Annotated in this window: 32 protein-coding genes and 2 tRNA genes; 17 read left to right on the forward strand and 17 right to left on the reverse strand. The window is 32.6% G+C overall.

Annotated elements, in window-relative coordinates:
• Positions 1-6: 6 nt before the first annotated feature.
• Positions 7-648, forward strand: a complete 642-nt coding sequence (locus NsoK4_RS09565; RefSeq protein ID WP_211687303.1) for a cyclase family protein — start codon at positions 7-9, stop codon at positions 646-648.
• On the opposite strand, the gene amrS is transcribed toward NsoK4_RS09565, so the two are convergent.
• On the reverse strand, positions 645-1,703 hold the full coding sequence (gene amrS / locus NsoK4_RS09570; protein WP_211689058.1) for an AmmeMemoRadiSam system radical SAM enzyme: 1,059 nt from the start codon (positions 1,701-1,703) through the stop codon (positions 645-647). The genes NsoK4_RS09565 and amrS overlap by 4 nt on opposite strands.
• Before the next feature lie 80 nt (positions 1,704-1,783).
• Between amrS and NsoK4_RS09575 the strand changes: the two genes are divergently transcribed.
• Positions 1,784-2,278, forward strand: coding sequence for a dual specificity protein phosphatase 23 (locus tag NsoK4_RS09575; protein WP_211687304.1), 495 nt, complete (start codon positions 1,784-1,786; stop codon positions 2,276-2,278).
• A gap of 3 nt (positions 2,279-2,281) precedes the next feature.
• Here NsoK4_RS09575 and NsoK4_RS09580 read toward each other — a convergent pair whose 3' ends face one another.
• From NsoK4_RS09580 to NsoK4_RS09590, 3 genes are read right to left on the reverse strand one after another with little or no spacing between them, the layout of a single operon-like run.
• Positions 2,282-2,428 (reverse strand): hypothetical protein, encoded by a 147-nt coding sequence (locus NsoK4_RS09580; RefSeq protein ID WP_211687305.1) that lies wholly within the window; start codon positions 2,426-2,428, stop codon positions 2,282-2,284.
• Positions 2,429-2,438: 10 nt separating this feature from the next.
• A complete protein-coding gene (locus tag NsoK4_RS09585; RefSeq protein ID WP_211687306.1) occupies positions 2,439-2,591 on the reverse strand; it encodes a hypothetical protein in 153 nt (50 codons plus the stop codon).
• 30 nt (positions 2,592-2,621) lie between these two features.
• Positions 2,622-3,158, reverse strand: a complete 537-nt coding sequence (locus NsoK4_RS09590) for a hypothetical protein (protein WP_211687307.1) — start codon at positions 3,156-3,158, stop codon at positions 2,622-2,624.
• A 48-nt stretch (positions 3,159-3,206) separates the two neighbouring features.
• Between NsoK4_RS09590 and NsoK4_RS09595 the strand changes: the two genes are divergently transcribed.
• Genes NsoK4_RS09595 through cobJ form a run of 6 tightly spaced genes read left to right on the forward strand, consistent with a single transcriptional unit; the run spans position 3,207 to position 8,357 of the window.
• Positions 3,207-3,485 (forward strand): RpoL/Rpb11 RNA polymerase subunit family protein, encoded by a 279-nt coding sequence (locus NsoK4_RS09595; RefSeq protein ID WP_211687308.1) that lies wholly within the window; start codon positions 3,207-3,209, stop codon positions 3,483-3,485.
• On the forward strand, positions 3,486-3,797 hold the full coding sequence (locus NsoK4_RS09600) for a transcription factor S (protein WP_211687309.1): 312 nt from the start codon (positions 3,486-3,488) through the stop codon (positions 3,795-3,797).
• A 35-nt stretch (positions 3,798-3,832) separates the two neighbouring features.
• Positions 3,833-4,579, forward strand: a complete 747-nt coding sequence (pcn, locus tag NsoK4_RS09605; protein ID WP_211687310.1) for a proliferating cell nuclear antigen (pcna) — start codon at positions 3,833-3,835, stop codon at positions 4,577-4,579.
• Between the two features lie 35 nt (positions 4,580-4,614).
• Positions 4,615-6,018: an aspartate kinase gene (locus NsoK4_RS09610; protein ID WP_211687311.1), complete on the forward strand. Its 1,404-nt coding sequence runs from the start codon at positions 4,615-4,617 to the stop codon at positions 6,016-6,018.
• Positions 6,019-6,055: 37 nt separating this feature from the next.
• Entirely contained in the window at positions 6,056-7,519 is a 1,464-nt protein-coding gene (locus NsoK4_RS09615) for a hypothetical protein (protein ID WP_211687312.1), read from the forward strand.
• A gap of 43 nt (positions 7,520-7,562) precedes the next feature.
• Positions 7,563-8,357, forward strand: a complete 795-nt coding sequence (gene cobJ, locus NsoK4_RS09620) for a precorrin-3B C(17)-methyltransferase (RefSeq protein ID WP_211687313.1) — start codon at positions 7,563-7,565, stop codon at positions 8,355-8,357.
• Here cobJ and NsoK4_RS09625 read toward each other — a convergent pair.
• A complete protein-coding gene (locus NsoK4_RS09625) occupies positions 8,354-9,394 on the reverse strand; it encodes a tyrosine--tRNA ligase (protein ID WP_211687314.1) in 1,041 nt (346 codons plus the stop codon). The genes cobJ and NsoK4_RS09625 overlap by 4 nt on opposite strands.
• 97 nt (positions 9,395-9,491) lie before the next feature.
• On the opposite strand from NsoK4_RS09625, the gene NsoK4_RS09630 reads away from it, so the two are divergent.
• Positions 9,492-9,698, forward strand: a complete 207-nt coding sequence (locus NsoK4_RS09630; RefSeq protein WP_211687315.1) for a hypothetical protein — start codon at positions 9,492-9,494, stop codon at positions 9,696-9,698.
• 1 nt (position 9,699) lies between these two features.
• Here NsoK4_RS09630 and NsoK4_RS09635 read toward each other — a convergent pair whose 3' ends face one another.
• Positions 9,700-9,885, reverse strand: a complete 186-nt coding sequence (locus tag NsoK4_RS09635; RefSeq protein WP_211687316.1) for a C2H2-type zinc finger protein — start codon at positions 9,883-9,885, stop codon at positions 9,700-9,702.
• A gap of 82 nt (positions 9,886-9,967) precedes the next feature.
• Entirely contained in the window at positions 9,968-10,531 is a 564-nt protein-coding gene (locus NsoK4_RS09640; RefSeq protein ID WP_211687317.1) for a hypothetical protein, read from the reverse strand.
• Positions 10,532-10,613: 82 nt separating this feature from the next.
• Here NsoK4_RS09640 and NsoK4_RS09645 point away from each other — a divergent pair, with 82 nt between their 5' ends.
• Both NsoK4_RS09645 and NsoK4_RS09650 read left to right on the forward strand, forming a co-directional pair.
• The gene (locus tag NsoK4_RS09645; protein WP_211687318.1) at positions 10,614-11,702 is read left to right on the forward strand and encodes a DegT/DnrJ/EryC1/StrS aminotransferase family protein; all 1,089 of its coding nucleotides are present in this window, start codon (positions 10,614-10,616) and stop codon (positions 11,700-11,702) included.
• Complete coding sequence (locus NsoK4_RS09650) at positions 11,695-12,165, forward strand: tetrahydromethanopterin S-methyltransferase subunit A (RefSeq protein ID WP_211687319.1); 471 nt, start codon at positions 11,695-11,697, stop codon at positions 12,163-12,165. Before NsoK4_RS09645 ends, NsoK4_RS09650 begins: the two co-directional genes overlap by 8 nt.
• Here the strand turns inward: NsoK4_RS09650 and NsoK4_RS09655 are convergent.
• From NsoK4_RS09655 to NsoK4_RS09665, 3 genes are read right to left on the reverse strand one after another with little or no spacing between them, the layout of a single operon-like run.
• The gene (locus NsoK4_RS09655; RefSeq protein ID WP_211687320.1) at positions 12,162-12,503 is read right to left on the reverse strand and encodes a dUTPase; all 342 of its coding nucleotides are present in this window, start codon (positions 12,501-12,503) and stop codon (positions 12,162-12,164) included. The genes NsoK4_RS09650 and NsoK4_RS09655 overlap by 4 nt on opposite strands.
• Positions 12,504-12,542: 39 nt before the next feature.
• On the reverse strand, positions 12,543-13,436 hold the full coding sequence (locus NsoK4_RS09660; RefSeq protein WP_211687321.1) for a PfkB family carbohydrate kinase: 894 nt from the start codon (positions 13,434-13,436) through the stop codon (positions 12,543-12,545).
• 19 nt (positions 13,437-13,455) lie between these two features.
• Positions 13,456-13,899, reverse strand: coding sequence for a hypothetical protein (locus tag NsoK4_RS09665; RefSeq protein WP_211687322.1), 444 nt, complete (start codon positions 13,897-13,899; stop codon positions 13,456-13,458).
• Between the two features lie 132 nt (positions 13,900-14,031).
• Here NsoK4_RS09665 and NsoK4_RS09670 point away from each other — a divergent pair, with 132 nt between their 5' ends.
• Both NsoK4_RS09670 and NsoK4_RS09675 read left to right on the forward strand, forming a co-directional pair.
• Positions 14,032-14,514, forward strand: a complete 483-nt coding sequence (locus NsoK4_RS09670) for a hypothetical protein (protein ID WP_211687323.1) — start codon at positions 14,032-14,034, stop codon at positions 14,512-14,514.
• A gap of 228 nt (positions 14,515-14,742) precedes the next feature.
• Complete coding sequence (locus tag NsoK4_RS09675; protein WP_211687324.1) at positions 14,743-14,898, forward strand: hypothetical protein; 156 nt, start codon at positions 14,743-14,745, stop codon at positions 14,896-14,898.
• Here the strand turns inward: NsoK4_RS09675 and NsoK4_RS09680 are convergent.
• Together NsoK4_RS09680 and NsoK4_RS09685 are read right to left on the reverse strand one after the other, a co-directional pair.
• Positions 14,885-15,778, reverse strand: a complete 894-nt coding sequence (locus NsoK4_RS09680; protein ID WP_211687325.1) for a hypothetical protein — start codon at positions 15,776-15,778, stop codon at positions 14,885-14,887. The two genes, NsoK4_RS09675 and NsoK4_RS09680, sit on opposite strands and share 14 nt — an antisense overlap.
• A complete protein-coding gene (locus NsoK4_RS09685; protein WP_211687326.1) occupies positions 15,779-16,255 on the reverse strand; it encodes a peptidylprolyl isomerase in 477 nt (158 codons plus the stop codon).
• A gap of 253 nt (positions 16,256-16,508) precedes the next feature.
• Between NsoK4_RS09685 and NsoK4_RS09690 the strand changes: the two genes are divergently transcribed.
• Positions 16,509-16,733, forward strand: coding sequence for a hypothetical protein (locus tag NsoK4_RS09690; RefSeq protein WP_211687327.1), 225 nt, complete (start codon positions 16,509-16,511; stop codon positions 16,731-16,733).
• Between the two features lie 79 nt (positions 16,734-16,812).
• The gene (locus NsoK4_RS09695) at positions 16,813-17,289 is read left to right on the forward strand and encodes a hypothetical protein (protein ID WP_211687328.1); all 477 of its coding nucleotides are present in this window, start codon (positions 16,813-16,815) and stop codon (positions 17,287-17,289) included.
• Between the two features lie 332 nt (positions 17,290-17,621).
• Here NsoK4_RS09695 and NsoK4_RS09700 read toward each other — a convergent pair whose 3' ends face one another.
• The 3 genes from NsoK4_RS09700 to bluB all read right to left on the reverse strand — a co-directional run bounded on the left by NsoK4_RS09700 (position 17,622) and on the right by bluB (position 19,023).
• Complete coding sequence (locus tag NsoK4_RS09700; protein ID WP_211687329.1) at positions 17,622-18,149, reverse strand: NADPH-dependent FMN reductase; 528 nt, start codon at positions 18,147-18,149, stop codon at positions 17,622-17,624.
• Between the two features lie 47 nt (positions 18,150-18,196).
• Positions 18,197-18,291, reverse strand: a tRNA-Arg gene (locus tag NsoK4_RS09705).
• Between the two features lie 24 nt (positions 18,292-18,315).
• On the reverse strand, positions 18,316-19,023 hold the full coding sequence (bluB, locus tag NsoK4_RS09710; RefSeq protein WP_211687330.1) for a 5,6-dimethylbenzimidazole synthase: 708 nt from the start codon (positions 19,021-19,023) through the stop codon (positions 18,316-18,318).
• Positions 19,024-19,100: 77 nt separating this feature from the next.
• On the opposite strand from bluB, the gene NsoK4_RS09715 reads away from it, so the two are divergent.
• Positions 19,101-19,174, forward strand: a tRNA-Val gene (locus tag NsoK4_RS09715).
• Positions 19,175-19,180: 6 nt separating this feature from the next.
• Here NsoK4_RS09715 and NsoK4_RS09720 read toward each other — a convergent pair.
• Positions 19,181-19,660: a hypothetical protein gene (locus NsoK4_RS09720; protein WP_211689060.1), complete on the reverse strand. Its 480-nt coding sequence runs from the start codon at positions 19,658-19,660 to the stop codon at positions 19,181-19,183.
• 100 nt (positions 19,661-19,760) lie between these two features.
• Between NsoK4_RS09720 and NsoK4_RS09725 the strand changes: the two genes are divergently transcribed.
• Positions 19,761-20,258, forward strand: coding sequence for a CopD family protein (locus tag NsoK4_RS09725; protein ID WP_211687331.1), 498 nt, complete (start codon positions 19,761-19,763; stop codon positions 20,256-20,258).
• On the opposite strand, the gene rtcA is transcribed toward NsoK4_RS09725, so the two are convergent.
• Positions 20,238-21,263 carry an RNA 3'-terminal phosphate cyclase gene (gene rtcA, locus NsoK4_RS09730; RefSeq protein ID WP_211687332.1) on the reverse strand — a complete coding sequence of 342 codons (1,026 nt, stop codon included), beginning with the start codon at positions 21,261-21,263 and terminating at the stop codon, positions 20,238-20,240. The genes NsoK4_RS09725 and rtcA overlap by 21 nt on opposite strands.
• Positions 21,264-21,297: the final 34 nt, after the last annotated feature.

Raw genomic sequence — 21,297 nt, forward strand, 5'->3', positions numbered from 1 at the left:
ACAATTATGAAATTACTAGATCTTACATTAACTATTTCAAAATCTATTCCAAATTTTCCTGGTTCCCCAAAACCACAATTCATACCATGGTCCTCTATCAAAGAAGATGGCTATAATCTTGAATTATTGTTTTTGAGTTCTCATACAGGAACACATCTTGACGCTCCTTATCATTTTGATCAAAATGGAACTAAAATCCACCAAATACCAATAAGTAGATTATTTGGAAATGCAGTTCTTGTAAAGATTCTAAAGAAAAAAAACCAAGCCATTACAAAAAATGATATTCTTTTATTTGAAAAGAAAAATGGAAAAATCCCAAAAAATTCATCAGTAATATTCTTTACAGGTTGGCAAAAATACATCAAAAAGGATTTTTATTTTTTAGAAAATCCAGGTTTGTCTGAATCAGCAGCAAATTATCTATCTTCAAAAAAAATTAATTTGGTTGGAATTGATTCACCAAGTATAGATCTAGGAAAAAATAAAAAATTCATAGTTCATAAAATTCTATCAAAGTATAACATCTTAATTGTTGAAAACCTTGCCAATCTAAATAAAATCAGAAAAAATAATTTTGATTTTGTCATATTACCATTGAAAATTAAGGATGCAACAGGTTCACCGGTAAGAGCTATGGCAATCTAACTTGCATAATGAAATCTATTTCTCTTATAATTTTTTGATAGTTTACCAATTATAGGAATTTGGTTTCCACATGATTTACATTTGTTATCTTCATCAAGATTGTATTCTTCAATATCAAAACCAAATCTTTTGATTGCAATATTGTTACATTCTGAACAATATGTATGCTCTAATGGATGACCTGCAACGTTTCCAATATATGCATACTTTAATCCGACTTTCTTTGCAATCTCATAATGTTTTTCTAATGTTTTGACAGGAGTTGATTCAAATTCCATCATTTTGTAATCTGGATGGAAACGTAGAAAGTGGATTGGCATTTCTGGACCAAATTCATCGTAAATGAACTTACACAATTTTTCAGCATATTCTAAACTGTCTCCAACTTCAGGAACAACCAAATCTGTTATTTCTACGTGAATTTTTGTCTTATCACGAATCTCAATTAATGTATCAAAAACAGGTTTTACATCTGGAACTCCAATATACTTTCTAGTAAAACTTGGTTCGGCATTTCCTTTAAAGTCCACCGTAATTGAATCTAGGAATTCACCCATCATTTTTACAGATTCAGGCGTATCATATCCATTTGAAACAAATACGTTGTACAGATCTTTTTTGTGAGCTAATACACCACAATCTCTTGCAAATTCTATGAATATTGATGGCTCATTATACGTATAGGCTATTCCATCTGCCTTGTTGTTAAGCGCAGTTTCAACAACCTGTTCTGGAGTCATATCCACACCTTCAATTTTTCTTCTTTGACTGATGTCATAATTTTGACAATACTTGCAAAGCCAATTACAACCAGTAGTTGCAATGGAAAATACCTTTGAGCCTGGACGAAAGTGTGTAACCGGCTTTTTCTCTATTGGATCAACATGTCCTGCAATTACTTTTCCGTATACAAACAAGTCTAATTTTCCATTCTTATTTCCGCGAATTCCACACAATCCTATTTGCCCCTCTTTCATCTCACAATATCTAGCACATGCTGTACAACGAACCTTGTTATCTGGTAATTTTTCATATAGAATTGCTTCTTTGCCCATCATCAACAATACACGTTTTATGCATATAAGATGAATCCCTTATTCGTAATCCTAAAAGTATAGAAAGTTCATGTAGATACATGAGCAAGCCAGGTAATCTATGGAGAAAAGTCCACGGAAAAATTACTAAAAAACCAACAAATTTCTCATGGTTAATTGAAGAAAAATTAGCAGGTTCTGGAATGCCTACTAGCTATGATGAATTGGAATGGATTCTAAACCAAGGTGTAAAATCCATTGTAACAATGACAGAAAACGCATTACCAGAAAACTGGGTTAAAGAAATTGATTACTTGCATGTTCCAACTCCTGATTTTACCGCTCCAGATATGGAACGTATTGATTTGGCTGTGGATTTTATACATGAACAAATTTCAGAAAATCAATCTGTAATGGTTCATTGTGCTGCTGGTATGGGGAGAGCAGGAACTATTCTTGCATGTTATTTGGTAAAATATCAAAACTTTTCAGCACAAGATGCAATTACAAAAGTAAGAGAAGAAAGACCCGGTTCAATTCAGTCAGAAGTGCAAGAATTAGCTATTGGGTTTTATGAAAAACATGTGGGAAGCTGAAACTCAGATAAATTCTGAAACTAGTTTTCCATCTACTATTTTGATCTTTAGTGTTTTATTTTCTTGAAATACTAAAGTCAAACCGCCTTCAGAATTAGGATCTTCAACTTTTACAAGTTCTAACATTTTGATCTGATCAAATTTTCCCATTCATTTTCACCTATTCTGGAATTGAAACTGTTTCTATTTTTCCGTCAGCTACCTTGATGAACAAAAACCTATTATCTTTAAAGATAAAAGTGATCCCACCTTCTTTGTCAGGTTCTTCGACTTCAAGTATTGGTTGACCTAATAGACCATCGTATTTTGCCATGCTGATTATCTAAAAAAGTTCCTTATATCCCTAATTGATTGTAATTTCAATCTCTTTGGAATTATTCTTGATGTTTCCTGGTTCTGTATATTCATGTTTTTGCCAAGATGCAAATACCTCAGCTGAAACCTTATGTTTGCCTTTTCCTAACTCTGATGCTTTACATGTGATTTTTTCACTAAAATCAAACAATTCCTGTCTAACTTCTTCTTCTGAAAGTCTGATGAATGGCTCAAAATTTTTGGCTACCTGAACCCAAATTCGCCTATCTTTCATTGGGTTTACCAATTTTGGATTCCGTGTCCAAAAAATAGATGCTTTTCTATACGTATCAATAGTTTTTCCAACTTCTTTTTTCCTAAAACCTCCTGATGTGAGTTTTATTCCGTATTTTAGCTTAAACGAAACATCATTTTTGTTATATGCATTAGTCCAATTTGTCTCATTAAAAGAATCTCTGAGATCTCCTTCTATTGAAAAATTGACTGTGATTTCTACAGTATCATCCATAGAATATTCATCCTTATTTTTTACCAGTTCTATGCTGGAAATCTTGCTTTCTGCCATGACTGCTCATAATGATTTATATCCACAATAAGTGCTTTTTCCGAATACATGCAAGCTCAAGTAATTAGTTCAGAACCAAAAGAAATTAGTCTTTCAATAAAGGAGACTGATATTGGAATCCTTTACATTATTCAGCATGAGCTTCTTAAGGAATCAAATATTGATTTTGCTGGTGTTATTGTTAAACACCCATTGACAAATGAATGCTGGATGCGAATTAGCTCGAGTACTAAACCTCTGGGTGAGATCAAAAAGGCAACAGATTCAGCAATAAAAATGGCAGATGAGTTTAAACAATTATTTAATTCCAAAATTCAGGTAAAATAGATGAAGTTTTGCCCTAACTGTGAGGTCAAATTAAAAAAAAGTGATTCTGGACTTCAATGCCCTAAATGTGATTATGTTGAAGGCGGAATATCTAAAAAAACTAAAAAGGTTATCGAAGAAACAGAATCTGAATTTAATGTATTAGCAGAAAATGAAGGAGAAGAAGCACTACCAACAATTAAAATTGAATGTGAAAAATGTGGAAACGATGAAGCAGTATGGTGGATGTTGCAAACTAGAAGTGCAGATGAACCTACAACCCAATTCTATAGATGTACAAAATGTAGATACACATGGCGTAACTACGCATAACGTTTAACTGGAACATTAAGTTCAACAGTATTAGCTTGACTTTCGAAGCAAAAACTAGTGGTTCTGATGATCTTAAAGCTATCATTTCGGCAATATCAACATTAGTTGAAGAAGCTACTTTTGTTGCAACTGCAGAAGGAATTACTTTTAGAGGAATGGATCCGTCTCATGTTGCATTAATAGATATATCATGGCCAAATTCAGCATTTGAAAAATATGAATGTGATAGTGATATCAAATTTGGAGTTAGAATTGATGAATTTTCCAAACTTATCAAAAGAGCCGAGAAAAAAGATAGCATTGAAATTAGTATTTCTGAACAAAACATGCTTCTTGTTACAGTTGGAAAAAATAAAAAATACAAAATGAGATTGATTGAAAGTTCTGCAACTGATACTCCGCTTCCAAAAATCCCATATGACTCAAAAATTACACTATCTTCATCAAAATTTGACAAAATCTTAGGTGATGTTCAAGTAGTTTCTGATTACCTGACAATTCATACCTCAGATTCAAAAGCAGATTTTTCAGGAAAAGGTGATTCAGGAGAAGTAATTATTGACTTGGAAAAAGATACTGAAGAAATTGATGAGATTTCTTCAAAAGAAGATAGTACTGGTACCTATAGTCTAGAATATCTTAACCCTGTAGTAAAAGCTGTGGGGACTACTGCAGGCCAAATTACATGCGAGTTTTCTAGTGCAAAACCTTTGAGAATTGAATTTAAAGTAGCTAACATAGGTAGAATTCACTTTTACTTGGCCCCACGCGTGGAAAGTTAAAGCATTTAAAGATTAAATAATTCAGGTATTTTGAATTGAGACTAGTAATAAAATATGGTGGAACATCCATATCTGCTGCAAAGGATATTCAATCAATTGCTAAACATGTAAATGCTTTATCTAAAAATAATAAAATTGCTGTAGTATGCTCTGCAATTAGTGGAACAACTGATGATCTTATAGAAATCTCTCAATCAATCAAAAAAGAAAACAAAGCAAAAGCTGAACAATTAGCATCAAAAATTATTAATCGACACAAACAAGTTTCAAAACAAGCCATAAAAAAACAAGAACTTCGAAAAAAACTCCTCAAAAAACTTGATGACGACTTTAAAGAACTTGTTGCAGTAATAGATGGAATGGTATTGTTGGGAGAAATTACTCCAAGATCCATTGATTACCTTTATTCCTTTGGAGAAAGATTGTCAATAAAAATAATCTCTGCAGCAATTAGCGATTCAGGAAAAAAATCAGTATCATTAACAGGTAAAGAAGTTGGTATAGTTACTGATTCAAACTTTGGCGAATCAAAACCACTAATGGATACAACTCGACTAAGAGTTTCTAAAACCATAGATCTCTTATTCTCAAAAAATACTGTTCCTGTAATAGGAGGATTTGCAGGTGCAGATCAACATGGTCACATAACAACATTTGGTAGAGGTGGCTCTGATTATACTGCAACAATTATCGGCTCATGCATTAAAGCTGATGAAATATGGTTGATGAGTGATGTAGATGGTTTAATGACTGCTGATCCAAAAATTGTAAAAAATGCAAAATTACTCAAAGAAGTCTCTTACATAGAAGCAATTGAAATGGCATTATTTGGAGCAAAACAGATTCATCCTAGAACTTTTGAACCGTTGATAACCAAAAAAATACCGATGAAAATACGTAGCTCATTTAACATAAAAAATGAAGGAACACTAGTAACTGCATCCCCATCTTCATCTGTAAAAAATACTGTCAAATGTGTAAGCAATATTCGTCATAATGGACTAATCGATATTAGAGGAGGGAGTATGGTAGGGACTCCTGGTACTGCAGCCAAAATATTTGAGACGTTAGCAAAGGCTGGAATTAACGTGATGATGATTTCACAAAATCCTTCTGAATCAAGCATTACTATTGTTGTAAAAAATGATGTACTAGACAAAGCAGTAAATGCATTAGAAATGGAATTGCTGGGTAAAATTATCAAAAAATTGGAAGTTACAACAGATGTTGCTATAATTGCCTTGATAGGTTCTGGAATGCGTGGTACTGTAGGTGTAGCATCACGAGTATTTAGTGCTATTGAAAAAAATAAGATCAATGTTGCAATGATTACACAAGGATCATCTGAGTTGAATCTAGCATTTGTAGTTAAAGATCAAGATTCTAGTTCAGCTGTTAAAGCAATACATGATGCGTTCAAACTAGATAAAATCAATTAAATAAAATAATTTAAAGGAACAAAAATAATTGCTAACAATGAACAAGTTCTTTATTTTTTTGCTTGTAGGGATTATTTCTGTTGTATTGCTAACTGTTTCTAGTATTTCTGATCAATTTGTAGATGCAGGTTCCAGAAAAAAATTACACTTTACTCAAACTATTACATCTACACAAGATCCTGGAATGGGGCATGAAAGTCATCAACTGGCAATGATTCTTTCTCCTAACCAAGGAACCATTTATGATGGTTCAATGACATTTTCGTCAAGCGAACCAGTTCAGATTGTTGTTTTACATGAAATAAACCAAAATGATGCCAAGGGACAACCTACATGGAGTATTGATGGAAAAACACTCTACGGATTATCACTTGTCGACGTAAACAAAAAATCTGATTCGTTTGAGTTTACAGGCGCAGCGCTTGGATTGCATTCTCCCAACTCTAAAGAATTTACAGCAACTGTTAGTCTTGATGGTTGGATTAGAGGACAACCAACTGAAGTAATCATGCAAAAAATTGAGTTAAAACCTGAAGAGCCATCCCTTTTACTATCAAGAACAAATGTACCTGCAACAATTCCGATGCACAAAGGATTGTACAATACTGAACCTGTTTTTTACGTTATTACAGATTCAAGTGATAAAGAATATGCAGAAAAACTTTCAAAATTACAAGAATGGAAGGTAGAAACTGCCCCACCACTTTCAAAAACACCCGACGAAGCCTTACAGAAAATCTTTGTTTTCAAAAATGGCGTTCAGGGAGATGGAATTTATGGATTTCAAGAAGAATTGTTTACAAGTACTCCAAATCAAGAATATGAATACAGTGCATTAAATTCAGTTGTTGAAGTTACTTGGAAGAAAGGCCAAAACATGATTCCATTTGAATCCGTAGATGATGTGATTGAAGCACATGAAAGCGGTAGGATAGAATTTAATGAAACTGGAATTGTATTAAACACTCCACAAATAGTTTGGCCTGATGGACAAATGAAAATTAGAGATGATAAAGAAATTACAGATGAGTTACCATATGGTGGAGGACAAATTACAGAAATTAATACCGAAGAGATGACTGTCACTTTTGTTGCCCATCGCGGATGGGGCCCTGATGGAAAAACAATCTATTACATTGTTACTGATGCAACCCCCTCAACACCTGCTGAAATCATGGGCGTGTTGCATTCCCCGACATACTCAAACTTAATTTCAAACTCTGCAGCAGTTGATCTATTTCAATTCAAAAACGGTATTATCGGATCGGGTCCACTAGGATTCCAACCTGGAATTGCAGCAGCTGCTCCCGGAGATGACAATTACAGTCCTATGTGGCGTATCTACATTGTTGAATGGAATGATCCAGAAACAGCAAAAATTCTAGAATCCAAGTCTGATATTGATTCATTCAAAAAAGATGACAAAATTACAGTAAGCATAGCACGTCCTATGAATAGTGAACACATTGTAAACTGTCCGTTCATCGATCCATTTCAATAATTCACTAAAGGGATAAATTACTTAAAATTAAATTCAGTGCAAAATGACTGGTAAACTCTACATTGTTGGTGTTGGTCCTGGACATCACGATCATATGACATTTCGAGCTAAAGAAGTAATTGCAGAAAGTGATACAATTGTAGGTTATGAAACCTACGTTAATCTGGTTAATGATCTAATTGAAGGAAAAACTGTATATCGTTATGCTATGACTCAAGAGGTTGAGCGAGCTCATCAATGTATTGATCTGGCAAAATCTGGCAAAATCGTTTCTCTTGTTTCAAGCGGTGATCCTGGAATTTATGGAATGGCAGGGCTAATCTATGAAACCCTTGCAGAAAGTGGTTGGAAACCTCAAGATGATCTTAAAGTTGAAATCATTCCAGGCGTCTCTGCACTGAATTCATGTGCATCTATAATTGGTTCGCCACTAATGACAGATTTTGCTGTTGTGAGTATGAGTGATCTGCTTGTACCATGGGAAATTATTGAAAAAAGAGTAGAATCAGCAGCACAAGGTGATTTTGTAATTGTAATATACAATCCAGCAAGCAAAAAAAGAATACATCAGCTTCAAGATACAAGAAAAATATTGTTAAAATACAGAAAACCAACTACACCTGTTGCAATTATCAAAGGAGCTTACAGAGATTCACAAACAATTGTAATGACAAATTTAGAAGAACTGCCAAACCATTCTGAACAATTAGGAATGATTAGCACTGTAATAATTGGAAACTCATCGACTTATACTTACAAGGATTTGATGATAAATCCAAGAGGCTACAAATCCAAATATAATTTAGAAGAACAAACTAATCCAAATCTAAAAATCTAATAACTATTCTTTATTGCTTGGAATAATTCTTCATCAAGATTTAGTTTGTCTCTGATTGGAGACACAATCTTTACAAGATAATTCCCAACTGTTTGTTTTAAATCACCTGGATGTAGTTTTTTACTTTCAAAATCTTTGTGTAATTGTTCATAATCTGTATATGATACATTACCACCAAATTTTTCAGGCCTTTCTATGCTCATTTCTTTGAACTCATGGAAAATTACATGTTTTGAAATTTCTAATAATGGATTATTCTGAATATTTCCCTCTTCACACCAAGCCTTGTTGATTTTTTTCTTAATTTCTTCATCAGAATTGTGCATAAATATGCCTGAATTAGGATCAGATTTACTCATTTTTGTTACTTCTACATTTGCATCAGCTGGTTTTGAGAGTCCTGGTAAAAGTTTGTGGTGAACAGCAACAGGAACTTTCCATTTCATTTTTGGAAAAATTTCTCTCACTAACATGTGGATTTTTCTCTGATCCATTCCAGCATGAGCAATATCTACATCCAACGAATGAATATCCACCGCTTGCATTGCAGGGTATAGTAATTTTGCAACATCGATTTTTTTATCGTCTTCAGAACGCCCCATAATTGTCAGCGTTCTCATTGTTCTAGCAATCGACATGTGTTTTGTAAATCTGACAAGCTCAGACCAATATTCTCTCTTTTCCTGATATACTTCTGAACCTAAGACAATTTTTGCATCAGGACAAACTAGTTTGAAAGCATCTTGATAATATTTTGAGACTTTTGATATTGTTTCCCAATCTCCACCTAGTTTATCATTGATTAGTGTGTGCCAATCTGCAAGAAATATGGTACAATTAACTCCTGCTTTTACAAAGTCATTAATTTTGAATCCCGTACTGATTAGGCTTCCAAGATGTAAGAAACCTGAAATTTCTAATCCAATATAGTGATTAGGTGAAGAATTGATTTTGAACAATTCAATTAATTCCTCACGAGTAACAATCTCTTCTGTTGGTGGTCTTTCGATCAAATCAACCTTTTCAGTAACATCCAATTCAAAACAATTTTGAGATGTATGCCTATAAAGTTATTTGAAAATTAAGAAAATTCTAATTTGGAAGATTTGAATAGGAGATTATTTAACAAGAATTATGACACTTGAAGAAGGTCTTGAGCTTATTGAGAATTACAAAAAAGGTCTGCAAAAATTTCTGGAAACATTACCGGAACAATCAGTTCAACTAGGCCCAGAAATGATCAAAACACTTACAATGAATTCAAAAAATGAGATTGCAAACCTTGAGGCAATTGAAAAGGCATTGAAAAGGCCTTCTAGATATGAATCTGGCTTGAATTAATTTACTTGCAATTTTTCTTATGTTTTCTTAATTCATCAGAAGTATGAAATTCTTTTCCACACACTCTACATTTTTCATTTTTTTTATTATGTGCTTTTTCTTGATGTTTCTTTAATCTGTCTGAGTCTGGCAAAACAGTTCCACAATGTTTGCACTTTGTATTGTTTGAACTTCCAAATAATCCCATAACACAGTTACTTGTATCTAATAAAAAAACAAATTTGCAATTATTCTAATTTCTCTGAGCTTTTTATTAAAAAATTGTAACTTTACTCATCAAGACTTTTTCTTGGTTTTGTGCTAAGGTAAAATGCATGAGCACTTATGATAAATGCTGCAAGAAATACTTTAGTTGCAAAAACTAGATTCCATGGTCTGTCAGGATCTGGATATGCAATTGAAAGTCTATCAATGTCAGGTACTTGACCATCTACATAACTTGCTGCAATTGTTGCATTAAGAACTGTAAAATTATACAGAACTTCATAGAAAGTAATTATCACAAACCCTAACAACATTAACTGTAATAATGCCATTCTATACCCGCCAATTTTGTTTCCTGCTGTTCTTCTCCATCCAATTCTAGAAACACAATACCATCCAATTATCGTTGAAAAGAAGATCCACGTTGATAATCTAGCAAAATTTTCAAAAGGAATTACTGTATTGTGAATTGCTTCACCCATAACATATGTTCCATTTTCAATCCACTCTAATGTTGTAATATAAACACCATATACCAATGAAGCAGCCATTATGAATCCACAAACATAGAAAATGTAGAGATATACTTTGTAAGCCGGATCAGTCATTTCTAGATGTCTTGATTTCATTATGCCGTTTGCCAAATTTTGAAATATAAAAATTCATGTATACATGAGAGATTTATAGACTAGTTTTAGGGACAATCTATTATTGAAAATTGCAATCAATGTACCATTTGTAGGTAAAGAAGAGATTAGTGCAGTTACATCTGTCCTCAAGAATGGTGCATTAACTTCAGCTGCAAACCAAGGAGGAAAAAATGTTCAGGAATTTGAAAAATTAGCATCAAAATATGTAAAATCAAAATATGCTATAGCAGTAAATTCAGGAACTGCTGCCTTACAAGCAGCACTTCATGCACTTGGTATCAAAGAAGGCGATGAGATACTAATCCCATCCTTTACATTTGTTGCAACAGCAAATGCAGTTGTATCTACTGGAGCAAAACCTGTTTTTGTTGATGTTCTAGAAGAAAATTATACGATGGATCCTAATGATCTTGAAAAGAAAGTCACCAAAAAAACAAAAGCCATCATACCTGTTCATCTTTATGGTAATGTTGCATTTTTAAAACAAATTTCGGAAGTTGCAAAAAAACATAATTTGAAAATAATTGAAGATGCTGCACAGTCACTTGGTTCCACATTTAAACAAAAACATACCGGAACTTTTTTTGATTTAGGCTGTTACAGTATGTATCCTGCAAAAGTAATGACTGCAGGAGAAGGAGGATTTATTGTTACTAATAACAAAAATCTTAGAGATAAACTTCTAATGATTAGAAATCACGGAATGGTTCATGGTTATGATACAAAATCATTCGGATTAAATCTTCGTTTGCCAGAAATTAGTGCTGCAATCGCTTCCATTCAAATAAAAAAACTGCCACATTTTTTGAAAATAAGAAAAAAAAATGCAGAACATTTGTCAGATCTTATTTCTGATTTACAAATTAAACTTCCTCAAGAAAGAACATTTGAAAAAGTAAATTGGTATCTTTATACCATCGCAACTTCAAAAAGAAATAAAATTTTAAAAAAATTAAATCAAAAAGGGATAGGAGCTGCATCATATTATCCAATTCCAGTCCATAAAACTCCTTATTACAAACAAAAAGCTCGATTGCATGTTACAGAATGGGCAGCATCTAGAGTTTTATCCCTTCCAATACATCCAAAAGTAACTTCAAAGAATATTGAATTTATAGCAAAATCCCTACGTGAAATCCTCAATGAATAGCATAGGAAATATTATTGGTGAAATTTGCAAAGCAGTTTTTCCTATTCCAGAGGAGTCATACATGGGAAACATTCAATCAAGCATTGCTATATGTACTCTTTCTAGTATTAATTTACTAAAAAATATTGCAAATTCGGATTTTCTGAATAATGTATCTATTGTTGGACGCCTTCTTTCTGAAAATAAGGGAATTGATTCAATTGTAAGATATACAAATCAAAATAAAAATCTCAAAACTATTATCATATGTGGAAAAGAAGTTTGGGGTCATAATGCAGGACATTCATTGTTCCAATTGCATCAAAACGGAATTGACTCTAATGGACGAATAATTGGTTCATCTAGTCCTGAACCTTTTCTTAGTGTATCACAAGATGAAGTAATCTATTTTCAACAAAATATTAGATTGATAAATATGATTAATGAAACAAATCTCGAAAAAATTAAACAAAAAATCTTCTAATACCCATTTCTTTGTCTTTCTCGATTAATTTCATTCTTTTTTCTATATTCTTTAACAATATCATCTGGACTTAGATTCAATTCCAGTGATGCTTGAACAACAAAATGCCATATGTCAATAAGCTCTTCTCTGGCCTCATCTTCATTAAATGGAGTAGGGGTTTTCCACCATTTCCAATTAGTAGTTCTCTGCAGCTCCACTGCTTCATGCATAATTGCAGTACACAATGCTGAGACACGTCCTTCAGAATCTTTTGGATATCTATCAAGTTTCATCATTTCTGATAATCCCTTTTGTAATTTGAAAATTGTTTCCAATCTATCTTTATTTTCAGACATGCTTGATGTTTAGTAAAAATTATTGAACTTAAGTTTTTTTCAAAAGCGAATCATCTTTTCATATAACTTTACTCGTTTTGTAATGTCATTTTTTTTCAAATTTAGCAATCCATCTAATCCATATTTTTCTACCGCAAAAGAACCCAAGACATTTCCATATACTACAGCTTTTTTAATTTCTGATAAACTAGTTGAATTTTTACTAGCTAGATATCCTATCATAGCACCAGCAAATGAATCTCCTGCTCCTGTGGGATCTACTACATCTTCTAGAGAAAATCCTGCAGATGGAAAAATTACATCATCAAAAAACATTAGCGAGCCATGCTCCCCCTTCTTAATAATTACATATTTTGCTCCCCATTCCATCATCTTTTTTGCACATTTTATCAAATTGAATTCCTTTGTGAGTAATTTTGCCTCTTCATCATTTATCACAACAGCATCAACAGATTTTATCATATTAATTACAGACTCTCTCTTTGTAGAAATCCAAAACTCAATTGTATCACACATTGAAAATTTTACTTTATCAAATTCCTTAATCAATTCGATGTTTTGATCAGGATCATTATTGGCAAGGTATACGAATTGAGATTTTTTGTATTCTTCTGGTACTGTAGGTTTAAAATCAGCTAGTACATTCAATTCAGTTTTCAAAGTTTCTCTGGTGCTTAGTGTTTTGTCATAACTTCCATCATACCGAAATGTTTTCCCTTGTTTTATCGTTAATCCTTTAAGATCTAGATGCTTTGCTAGAATTTTATGATGTTGTTTTGGAAAATCATTTCCAATAACTGCAATTAGTCCTGTATCTACAAAATTACTTGCAGAGATAGCTGCAAAAGTTGCTGCTCCACCTAAAACATCTTTTAATGTTTTTTTTGGAGTTCTAATAGTATCTAATGCAGTAGAACCAAAAACAGTAAGCATTCTTTTAAAAAAATTAGTTTTACTGTATAAATTCGCTTGCCTGCTCTTCTGTTGGATAATATACGAATGGTACTTCAATAGATGTTATGATGATATCATATTTTGTAATTCCTGTAATTTTTACAATTGGTGCTTCTGAATCTGAATTATAATTTGTTGTAAAACTTCCTTTCACAAAACTATTTCCTAATGAAGGAAGAATAAACGGTTCTAACTTCCCTTTTCCAATAATGTCATCATTGGCAATAACAAAAAATTCAGTTTCTCCTGCAGTCAAGACCAGAAATGATGGATTTTCAAATTTTAATTCTACGTTATATCTTGACTCATCATCTTTTTTTTCAACAAGCTCACTTTGAGTAATTTCTACACCAATTTGTGAGGCTGAAGCGTATTGAGAAAATCCAAAAATACCTAATGCTATAACAAATACAAAAATTCCAAACTTTTTTGCCTTTCCCATGCATTAAAATCCCAAATTTACTTTTTAACCAAAAACGAAAAAAATCCAAATAATATGTGTAAAAGTTTTGATCTAATCTTAAACCTACTTAGAGCTAACAAAATAAATCAAAATTTCATAAATTATGGATAGATGGCAAGAATAAAGCTCAAACTAGGCGACAATGAAGTTGAAATAGAGTCTAGGGACTTTTATGTGGATAATGACAGCTTGCCTCAAATAATTGAAAATGTTTCACATCTTTTGCAAGAAAATCAAGCAAAAATAATCTATCAAGAAACTCCCCAAGAAACAGAACATTCTACATCTGAACCAATCCAAAATGGATTAGAATATTTGGATGACGCAGAGGCCTTTGAATCTGAATTTGAACAACCTAAATCAATTGATTTTCATGAAGTAAAATCAAAATTGAGAATTTTGGAAACTAGTGGATTTTTTAATTCTCCAAGAACTGTAACTGAAACTGTGCAACAACTAAGAGAATATGGTTGGGCTGCAAGTCCATTAGATGTTTCAAAATCTCTTGCAAAAATGGCATCAAATAGAGAGATTAATAGAAATTCAAATGATAATAGGACCCACTATTTCGTAGAGTCTATAATTACAAATTGATTTTATAATTACACTTTTCACAATTGTCAAAAGTTATTCCTTCTAGATGATCAAAATGTGCGTTGCATTTCTTGCAAGTGTGATGCATATCAAAATATCCGTCACTTTCTATTTCTCCAATTCTGTTTGATTCTAAATCAGTATTTCCGCATTTTATACAGTGACATCCACATTCGACTTTCATATTTTTCGACAATGTATGTATAGTTTGATCATGTATACAAATCATTGGAAAAGAAACGTGAAATCCCTCTTGAAATAGATGATCACTTCAAACTCTATGGGAAAGAACCATGGGAAGTAGATTATGGAGAAAAATGCCCAGTATGTGATGTGAGAATAGACGAATATGGATTCTGTTCTTGTGGATCTAGTGGAGATTGACTTTTCTGATAATAGGCAAAATTATCATCATTACAAACCCTATTGCTAAAGGAGCAATAATTGGAAATTCAGGAACAACAGTTGTACCTATAATTGAAACCTCTCCGGAAATATCTGGTTTCATAATCACCCAAGAATGTGTTCCGTTATTGATATGATCATAAACAAAAATTTTTTCATCTTCTAAAAATACTTCATATGGTCCCCACAATAATTCTAATGGTATTATTGTCGTAACAATTCTGTTTTCTTGATTAACATCAAATGTTATTCTCTTGGATGGTTGGTCAAAAACAAAATTTTCTAAACCAGCATGACTTCTCATCTCTACATGAAATTCTTTGTCTTCCCAAGTTACATTTTCAAGATTTGTTGGTTCATCTATAGAATATTCTAAAATCATTTGACAGCCATGACATGCAATTCCTTTTTTATCTGCCAAGTATACAGGCTTTCCGTTAGAAAAGATCAAATCAACTTCATTAGGAAAAATGAAAGATGTTGTTTGAAGATATCTAAAATCCCATGTCCATAATCCATCTTTTTGTACAAGTACATCATCAAGATCATACTCAACAACTAATTCTTCATTTGATGGCATTACTAAAACTCCATAATCTCCAAGCATGGAAAATAACTGCTCCTGCCCATCAACATTACTTACTTTTACATTTGAAGCTGTTCCGCTAATCAATTCTACTTGTTTTGGAATGCCTGTAGATGCTAGAATGTGTTTGACATGAATTTCTCCTTCTAAGCCTATGACGACTTCTACATATCTTTGAACTGCATATTCACCAACTGAAACTTGGCTATAAGCTGGTGGTATTACTGATAAACATAATAAAACTAGGAAAAAACCAAAAACCTTTCTTGTCATTTATTCCACTGTAACATGAAGCATTTTTGCCTCTTCTAGAGGACAATCATTTTGGTCACGTTGCAAATTAACAATTTTGTCTGCAACATCCATTCCTTCAATCACTTCTCCAAAAACAGTATATTGTCTATCAAGAAACGTACTGTCCGTAGTCACAATAAAGAATTGCGAGCCTGCACTGTCAGGATCTTGTGCCCTAGCCATTGAGACAATTCCACGAAGATGAGATCTAGAATTGAATTCTGCTTTGACATTATATCCAGGACCGCCTATTCCCCAAGTACTCTTGTCTCCTCCCTTCGTGTTTGGGTCTCCTCCCTGAATCATAAATCCAGGAATGACTCTGTGAAATAGGGTTCCATCATAAAATCCGTCCTTAGCTAGTTTTTCAAAATTTCTTACAGTTTCTGGAGCTAATTCTGGAAGTAACTTAAATGAGATATTCCCAAAATTGGTTTCAATTTTTACTGTACTCAATGTAACTCATTTACCGTCTCATCATAAGAGTCTTTTTCTGTAATCCTAAAATTCTCATAGTTCTATAATGAATCTTGAAAAATCCATAACTATGAGTACGGTTTTCGTAGATCCATCATTTCGTTCCATTCAGATATTTTTTCTACGGAATTAAGAATCAATATTTACTTAAAATTTCCTAAACTCTAAAATCCAAAAATTTCTTTTTCCAAAAGTTATAGTCTTATATAGAACAACTAAAATTTAGAATTCGTTGAATCGTACAAATCAGAGCACGATCATTAAAGAAGCAATTAATTCTTATCTTGACAAGGGTGTTACCGACAAACAAGACATCTACACAAAAGTTGTTGATGAGCTAGGTGTTCCAAGACCAACAGTCAGAAGAGTTGCAAGAGATCTTAGAACTGAGCTATTACAAAAAATCCAGATCCTTCAATCTGATATGCCTAAAAACACTACTGAAGAAGACGAATAAACTCGGCTCCTTTTTCTTTTTAATCTCATTTTTTGATTTCAGCATTACTGTTATAAACAATGAATTTTTCCCATAAATTATGGGATATCTTGGAAACCATCTTGCTACAGTGGTAACTGGAGTCTTTGCAGCAGTTTTGACAGGACTCTGGCCTTATTTTGTAGACTTTGCACCAATACTTCATTTCGTATTCATCATGGCAGTTCCAATCACTTGGTTCCTAACTTTCACATGTTGGATATCACAAAGAAGTGCTGATTACATGAAAAAATTTGAGGCTAGTCACACACACAGCGAAAAAAAAAGCTTGAGTAACTCACAAACCACACAAGTATACGCATCAAATCCAAATCAAGTAAGTTATGCTGAAATTAAAGAGGCACAAAACCAACTTACTGGAGAATTAAACCAGCTAAAAGAATCTGTAAAAATAAAAGATGACGAAATTGAAAGACTAAATCAAGAAATTTCTAATCTTCAAACTTTAGTACAGATTGAATCACTAAAAACCGAACTTGCTAATTTAAAGATGCTTGCATCTGGAAAAAAAAAGTAAGATCAATCCTTGCAATGGCAGCAAACAATGCCATGATTATTTTTGCAACCTGGACAGCTTTCGGCCCCACCAAAATGACATTTACATGAACATAATTCTGTAGGATCTTTCTTTTCTATGCTCATAAGAATATAAAAAATTCTTAATATTTGACTTTTTACAAGTAATCTTTGCTTATTGATTTATTTTTCAAATTTTTCAGAGCTTTAACTGTAAAAAGTAATCCTTTTCATCTTTCATTGATGACACTTTATATGAAATTGTATAATTTTTAACTTCATAAGAAAATTTTATTTCAATTATATCAAAACTAAATTCTACAAAAATCTAAATTATTTTTGTAATTTTGATGCAATCTCTAATGTTTTATCCACCATATTTCTCAATTTTTCTTTGGCGTTTTCGTCTGAGAATTCTTCTTCAGAAATAGATTCTGTAGTAATAAAAACAGCCTGAGGATTTGTGATTATTTGAAAATATGATAATAATTGTGTGATAAGTGTTTGAACATCAATAAAACCAATATTTCCTGCGGCCATAATTGTTATTCCTGCCACTTTTCCTCGTGTTTTTTTATAATCCAAGTATTCAAACAGATTTTTTAATGCTGAACTAAAAAACGAATTATAGATTGGTGTGCCAACAAGCCATACATCTGCATCCATTAAATCATTTGCAGCAGTTTTTGTCGCTTCATTGTACCCTTCATCTGATCCTCTATAGCATTCTACTTGACCTTCTGAAAGATTAACAAATTTCACATCAACATTTTTTGTTTCTGCGTATTTGACAACATATTTCATAATTAATTGAGTATTTCCCTTCTTTCTTGGACTTCCAGATATTACTGCAACTTTCACATTTTCAGCTACTTGGCTTTGTATTTAAATTCCCATGAAAATTAAAACGGGCTCGGAGGGCTTCGATCCCTCGACCTGTAACTTAGGAGGCTACCGCGCTATCCATGTTTCGCGTCAAAAAATGACTCTGCGCCACAAGCCCAGAAAAAAACACTTTTGTAATTATTTAAGCGTAATCAAGATTTTCTTTGATCATTTCTTGAATCTCTTTCCAATTGGAATTTCCTTTATCATTCCACTTTTCAAAGAATACTACGTCTCTAAGTTCAAGTCTAGGAAGCCAGCCAGCTTTTTCCAAATCTGGCTTTTCTGCAAACTCATCTACATATCCAAGACACAGATATGCAATTGGAACTACATGTTCTGGTAATTCTAAAACTTCTTTGAGTGTATCATTTGATAAAATACTAACCCAACCAAGTCCAATACCTTCTGTTCTTGCTGAAAGCCACAAATTCTGAATAGCACAACAAACACTATACAATCCAGCCTCAGGAATACTTGATCTTCCTATTACAAACGGACCAAATTTTGACGGATCGTAAGTTACACAAAGATTCACAGGTGATTCTAAAATCCCTTCTAGTTTGAAAGATAGGTATTTTGATCTTTTTGGTTCCTCCACTAATTGTGAAGATCTATTCTTTTCAATTTCAAAAGACTCTTTGATCTTCTTTTTTGTAGTCATATCCTTTATCAAAATAAAATTCCATGGTTGAGAAAACCCTACAGAAGGTGCATGATGAGCAGCATTTAGAATCTTTGATAAAATTTCATTCTCTATTGGCTTAGGTGTAAAATGAGATCTTACGTCTCTTCTTGAATAAATTGCCTTGTAAAAGCCATTTTTTTCTTCATCTGTAAATTCTGACATTCCTTATAGCCTATGATATCTCTATTCATGCTTTTGTTAAACGTTAATAATGTCAGTAACTAGTCTTGTACTTCAATGGGCCGGTAGTCTAGCTGGTTAGGATACCGCCTCGACACGGCGGTGATCGTGAGTTCGAATCTCACTCGGCCCACTTTTTTTAGTTTTGATTGGTAGTGAAATCCTTCTCAATTATACTCCAAGAAGTTTCACTAGTAATACTTCCTTCCGCACTAAAATTTGAGATATTTCCATTTAGAATTGAATCATATGTGTTGGAATCAACATTTTCTTTTACAAGAACAAATGTATTTTTCAACGGAATTTCAGCTCCTGGATAAAAAACTGCTCTTCCTGGCATTGCAATATCTTCAGTAGAATATTGACCAGAACCCAATAACACACCATCTGCAAATAATTGATAACTAATTACTGGAACAGTGAATGTTTTTTCACTTGGATTGCTAATGTAAAATGTAACTTCTAACTTTGCAGTATTTTCAATTTTGTTAACATCTCTTACAGTAACTTCGCCCAGTTTGATTTCTACTTGCTCTAAATGTGGATTATCTAAACTTGCATAAAATACAAACCCTCCCATTAATGCTAAGAGACCTGCAATCGCAGCATAAACTGTCATCTTACTTTGTAGTGCCAATTTACTGGTATCAAATTCTGTACAACTAAAAAAGGTTGTCAAGATCCAAATACATAATATTTGATCTTAGAAATAAGATATTGTGACACCTATTGAACAGGCTATTCTAACATGGATTCATCTAATTTCAGCTGCAATATGGGTTGGAGGTTCATTATTCATTGGAGTAGTTTTTTCACCATTACTCAAAACTCTGTCCAACTCAATTGAAGAAAGATTACAAATAATGATTAAAGTTGGAAAAAGATTCAACAAAATTGCCATTCCTTCTTTGGTAATTCTTATGGGAACTGGATTGTATAATTCACATGTACTTCTAAGTAAACCTGATTTACTAGTTGCAACAAGTTATGGAACATTCTTAATCATCAAAATAATTTTGGTAATTTCATTGATAATCACTTATGCCATACATGTTAGAGTTATCAGAAAAGATGTTGAAGAAAAAATTATGTCAAAACAAATGCCTGAACAACAAATTCAGAAATTGAGAAAGAAAATTATAATTTTAGGAGAAGTCACAGTAGTTATTTCTATAGCTATTCTATTTTTTGCCTCATTATTGGATGCTGGCGTTTGACACACCTTCTATTCTAACCTCAAAACCATTTGGCAATTTCCCTACACCGTATTTGCAACCAGTAATTTTTGATGTTACGTAGAGATTAGTTTCTAAATGTGTTGAAATTTTTGGAACTCTAAAAATAGTCATACCCTCAGCTAAACTTGCAGGCACTACAAGCATATCTGCAAGATTTTCATCTACACCTAACTCGTTTTCTGTAATTTTTTTCAAATCCATTCTAAATTCATTAGTTCTTTTGTCAAAAATACTATCAATGCCCATAATTGATTCTTCATCAACACTTGCTATCAATAGAGTAGAACCTGAATCAATAGCATTTTGATTTTTAATTACTACTTTTACATCAAAATTTTTTTCAATTAAATTTGATCTGATCTTTTCTATTTTTTCTTTGATTAGCTGTTCAGGTAATTTTGAATATGAACAAAAAATTTTTAATTTTCTTGTTTTTTTATTTGTCAAAGATATTGGCTTTATTGTTGATGGAAAAACTTTGAGATTTATCTCTCCTCCTCCTTTAGGATAATAACCACGTTTAACTAACTCAATTGAAAAATTTATTCCTAATCTTTCATAAGCTTCTCTTAGAACATTATTGGTATAATCAATTGTTGGACTCCATGCAACATCTGTTCCTCCCTTGATAGATAATTCTAGTTTTCTTTGATTAATTGCAGAAATTGGTATCAACACTTGAAGAATCAAAGGAATACTTCCAGCTGTTCTAACATCTTCTCTTAATATTGCGTCCTTTACATCCTTTGGAGCAAATTTCAGATTTGTTGAACCTATTTTAGCTCCTTCTATTGTAGCATTGCAAATTTTTTGGAGAATTTTAATTGCAGTCAAATGTTGATGTTTTAATCCTGGATCTTTTCTATTCTTTCTAATGTTTTCTAATATTATTGGTGTTTTTGTAATACATGAAAGAGTAACTGCTGTTCTAACAATTTGTCCGCCTCCCTCCCCAAAATTACCGTCAATTTTTAAAAAATCCAATACATTGAACCTTACTGTACTCTTTATGATAGTT

This window comes from Nitrosopumilus sp. K4 (assembly GCF_018128925.1).
In the GTDB taxonomy this organism is placed as follows: domain Archaea; phylum Thermoproteota; class Nitrososphaeria; order Nitrososphaerales; family Nitrosopumilaceae; genus HKST03.

Excerpts from the sequence above, each read along its gene's own strand:
- NsoK4_RS09565 (WP_211687303.1), top strand. The coding sequence starts at position 7 with ATGAAATTACTAGATCTTACATTAACTATTTCAAAATCTATTCCAAAT.
- amrS (WP_211689058.1), bottom strand. The coding sequence starts at position 1,703 with ATGGGCAAAGAAGCAATTCTATATGAAAAATTACCAGATAACAAGGTT.
- NsoK4_RS09575 (WP_211687304.1), top strand. The coding sequence starts at position 1,784 with ATGAGCAAGCCAGGTAATCTATGGAGAAAAGTCCACGGAAAAATTACT.
- NsoK4_RS09580 (WP_211687305.1), bottom strand. The coding sequence starts at position 2,428 with ATGGGAAAATTTGATCAGATCAAAATGTTAGAACTTGTAAAAGTTGAA.
- NsoK4_RS09585 (WP_211687306.1), bottom strand. The coding sequence starts at position 2,591 with ATGGCAAAATACGATGGTCTATTAGGTCAACCAATACTTGAAGTCGAA.
- NsoK4_RS09590 (WP_211687307.1), bottom strand. The coding sequence starts at position 3,158 with ATGGCAGAAAGCAAGATTTCCAGCATAGAACTGGTAAAAAATAAGGAT.
- NsoK4_RS09595 (WP_211687308.1), top strand. The coding sequence starts at position 3,207 with ATGCAAGCTCAAGTAATTAGTTCAGAACCAAAAGAAATTAGTCTTTCA.
- NsoK4_RS09600 (WP_211687309.1), top strand. The coding sequence starts at position 3,486 with ATGAAGTTTTGCCCTAACTGTGAGGTCAAATTAAAAAAAAGTGATTCT.
- NsoK4_RS09615 (WP_211687312.1), top strand. The coding sequence starts at position 6,056 with ATGAACAAGTTCTTTATTTTTTTGCTTGTAGGGATTATTTCTGTTGTA.
- cobJ (WP_211687313.1), top strand. The coding sequence starts at position 7,563 with ATGACTGGTAAACTCTACATTGTTGGTGTTGGTCCTGGACATCACGAT.
- NsoK4_RS09630 (WP_211687315.1), top strand. The coding sequence starts at position 9,492 with ATGACACTTGAAGAAGGTCTTGAGCTTATTGAGAATTACAAAAAAGGT.
- NsoK4_RS09635 (WP_211687316.1), bottom strand. The coding sequence starts at position 9,885 with ATGGGATTATTTGGAAGTTCAAACAATACAAAGTGCAAACATTGTGGA.
- NsoK4_RS09640 (WP_211687317.1), bottom strand. The coding sequence starts at position 10,531 with ATGAAATCAAGACATCTAGAAATGACTGATCCGGCTTACAAAGTATAT.
- NsoK4_RS09650 (WP_211687319.1), top strand. The coding sequence starts at position 11,695 with ATGAATAGCATAGGAAATATTATTGGTGAAATTTGCAAAGCAGTTTTT.
- NsoK4_RS09655 (WP_211687320.1), bottom strand. The coding sequence starts at position 12,503 with ATGTCTGAAAATAAAGATAGATTGGAAACAATTTTCAAATTACAAAAG.
- NsoK4_RS09660 (WP_211687321.1), bottom strand. The coding sequence starts at position 13,436 with ATGCTTACTGTTTTTGGTTCTACTGCATTAGATACTATTAGAACTCCA.
- NsoK4_RS09665 (WP_211687322.1), bottom strand. The coding sequence starts at position 13,899 with ATGGGAAAGGCAAAAAAGTTTGGAATTTTTGTATTTGTTATAGCATTA.
- NsoK4_RS09670 (WP_211687323.1), top strand. The coding sequence starts at position 14,032 with ATGGCAAGAATAAAGCTCAAACTAGGCGACAATGAAGTTGAAATAGAG.
- NsoK4_RS09680 (WP_211687325.1), bottom strand. The coding sequence starts at position 15,778 with ATGACAAGAAAGGTTTTTGGTTTTTTCCTAGTTTTATTATGTTTATCA.
- NsoK4_RS09695 (WP_211687328.1), top strand. The coding sequence starts at position 16,813 with ATGGGATATCTTGGAAACCATCTTGCTACAGTGGTAACTGGAGTCTTT.
- bluB (WP_211687330.1), bottom strand. The coding sequence starts at position 19,023 with ATGTCAGAATTTACAGATGAAGAAAAAAATGGCTTTTACAAGGCAATT.
- NsoK4_RS09720 (WP_211689060.1), bottom strand. The coding sequence starts at position 19,660 with ATGACAGTTTATGCTGCGATTGCAGGTCTCTTAGCATTAATGGGAGGG.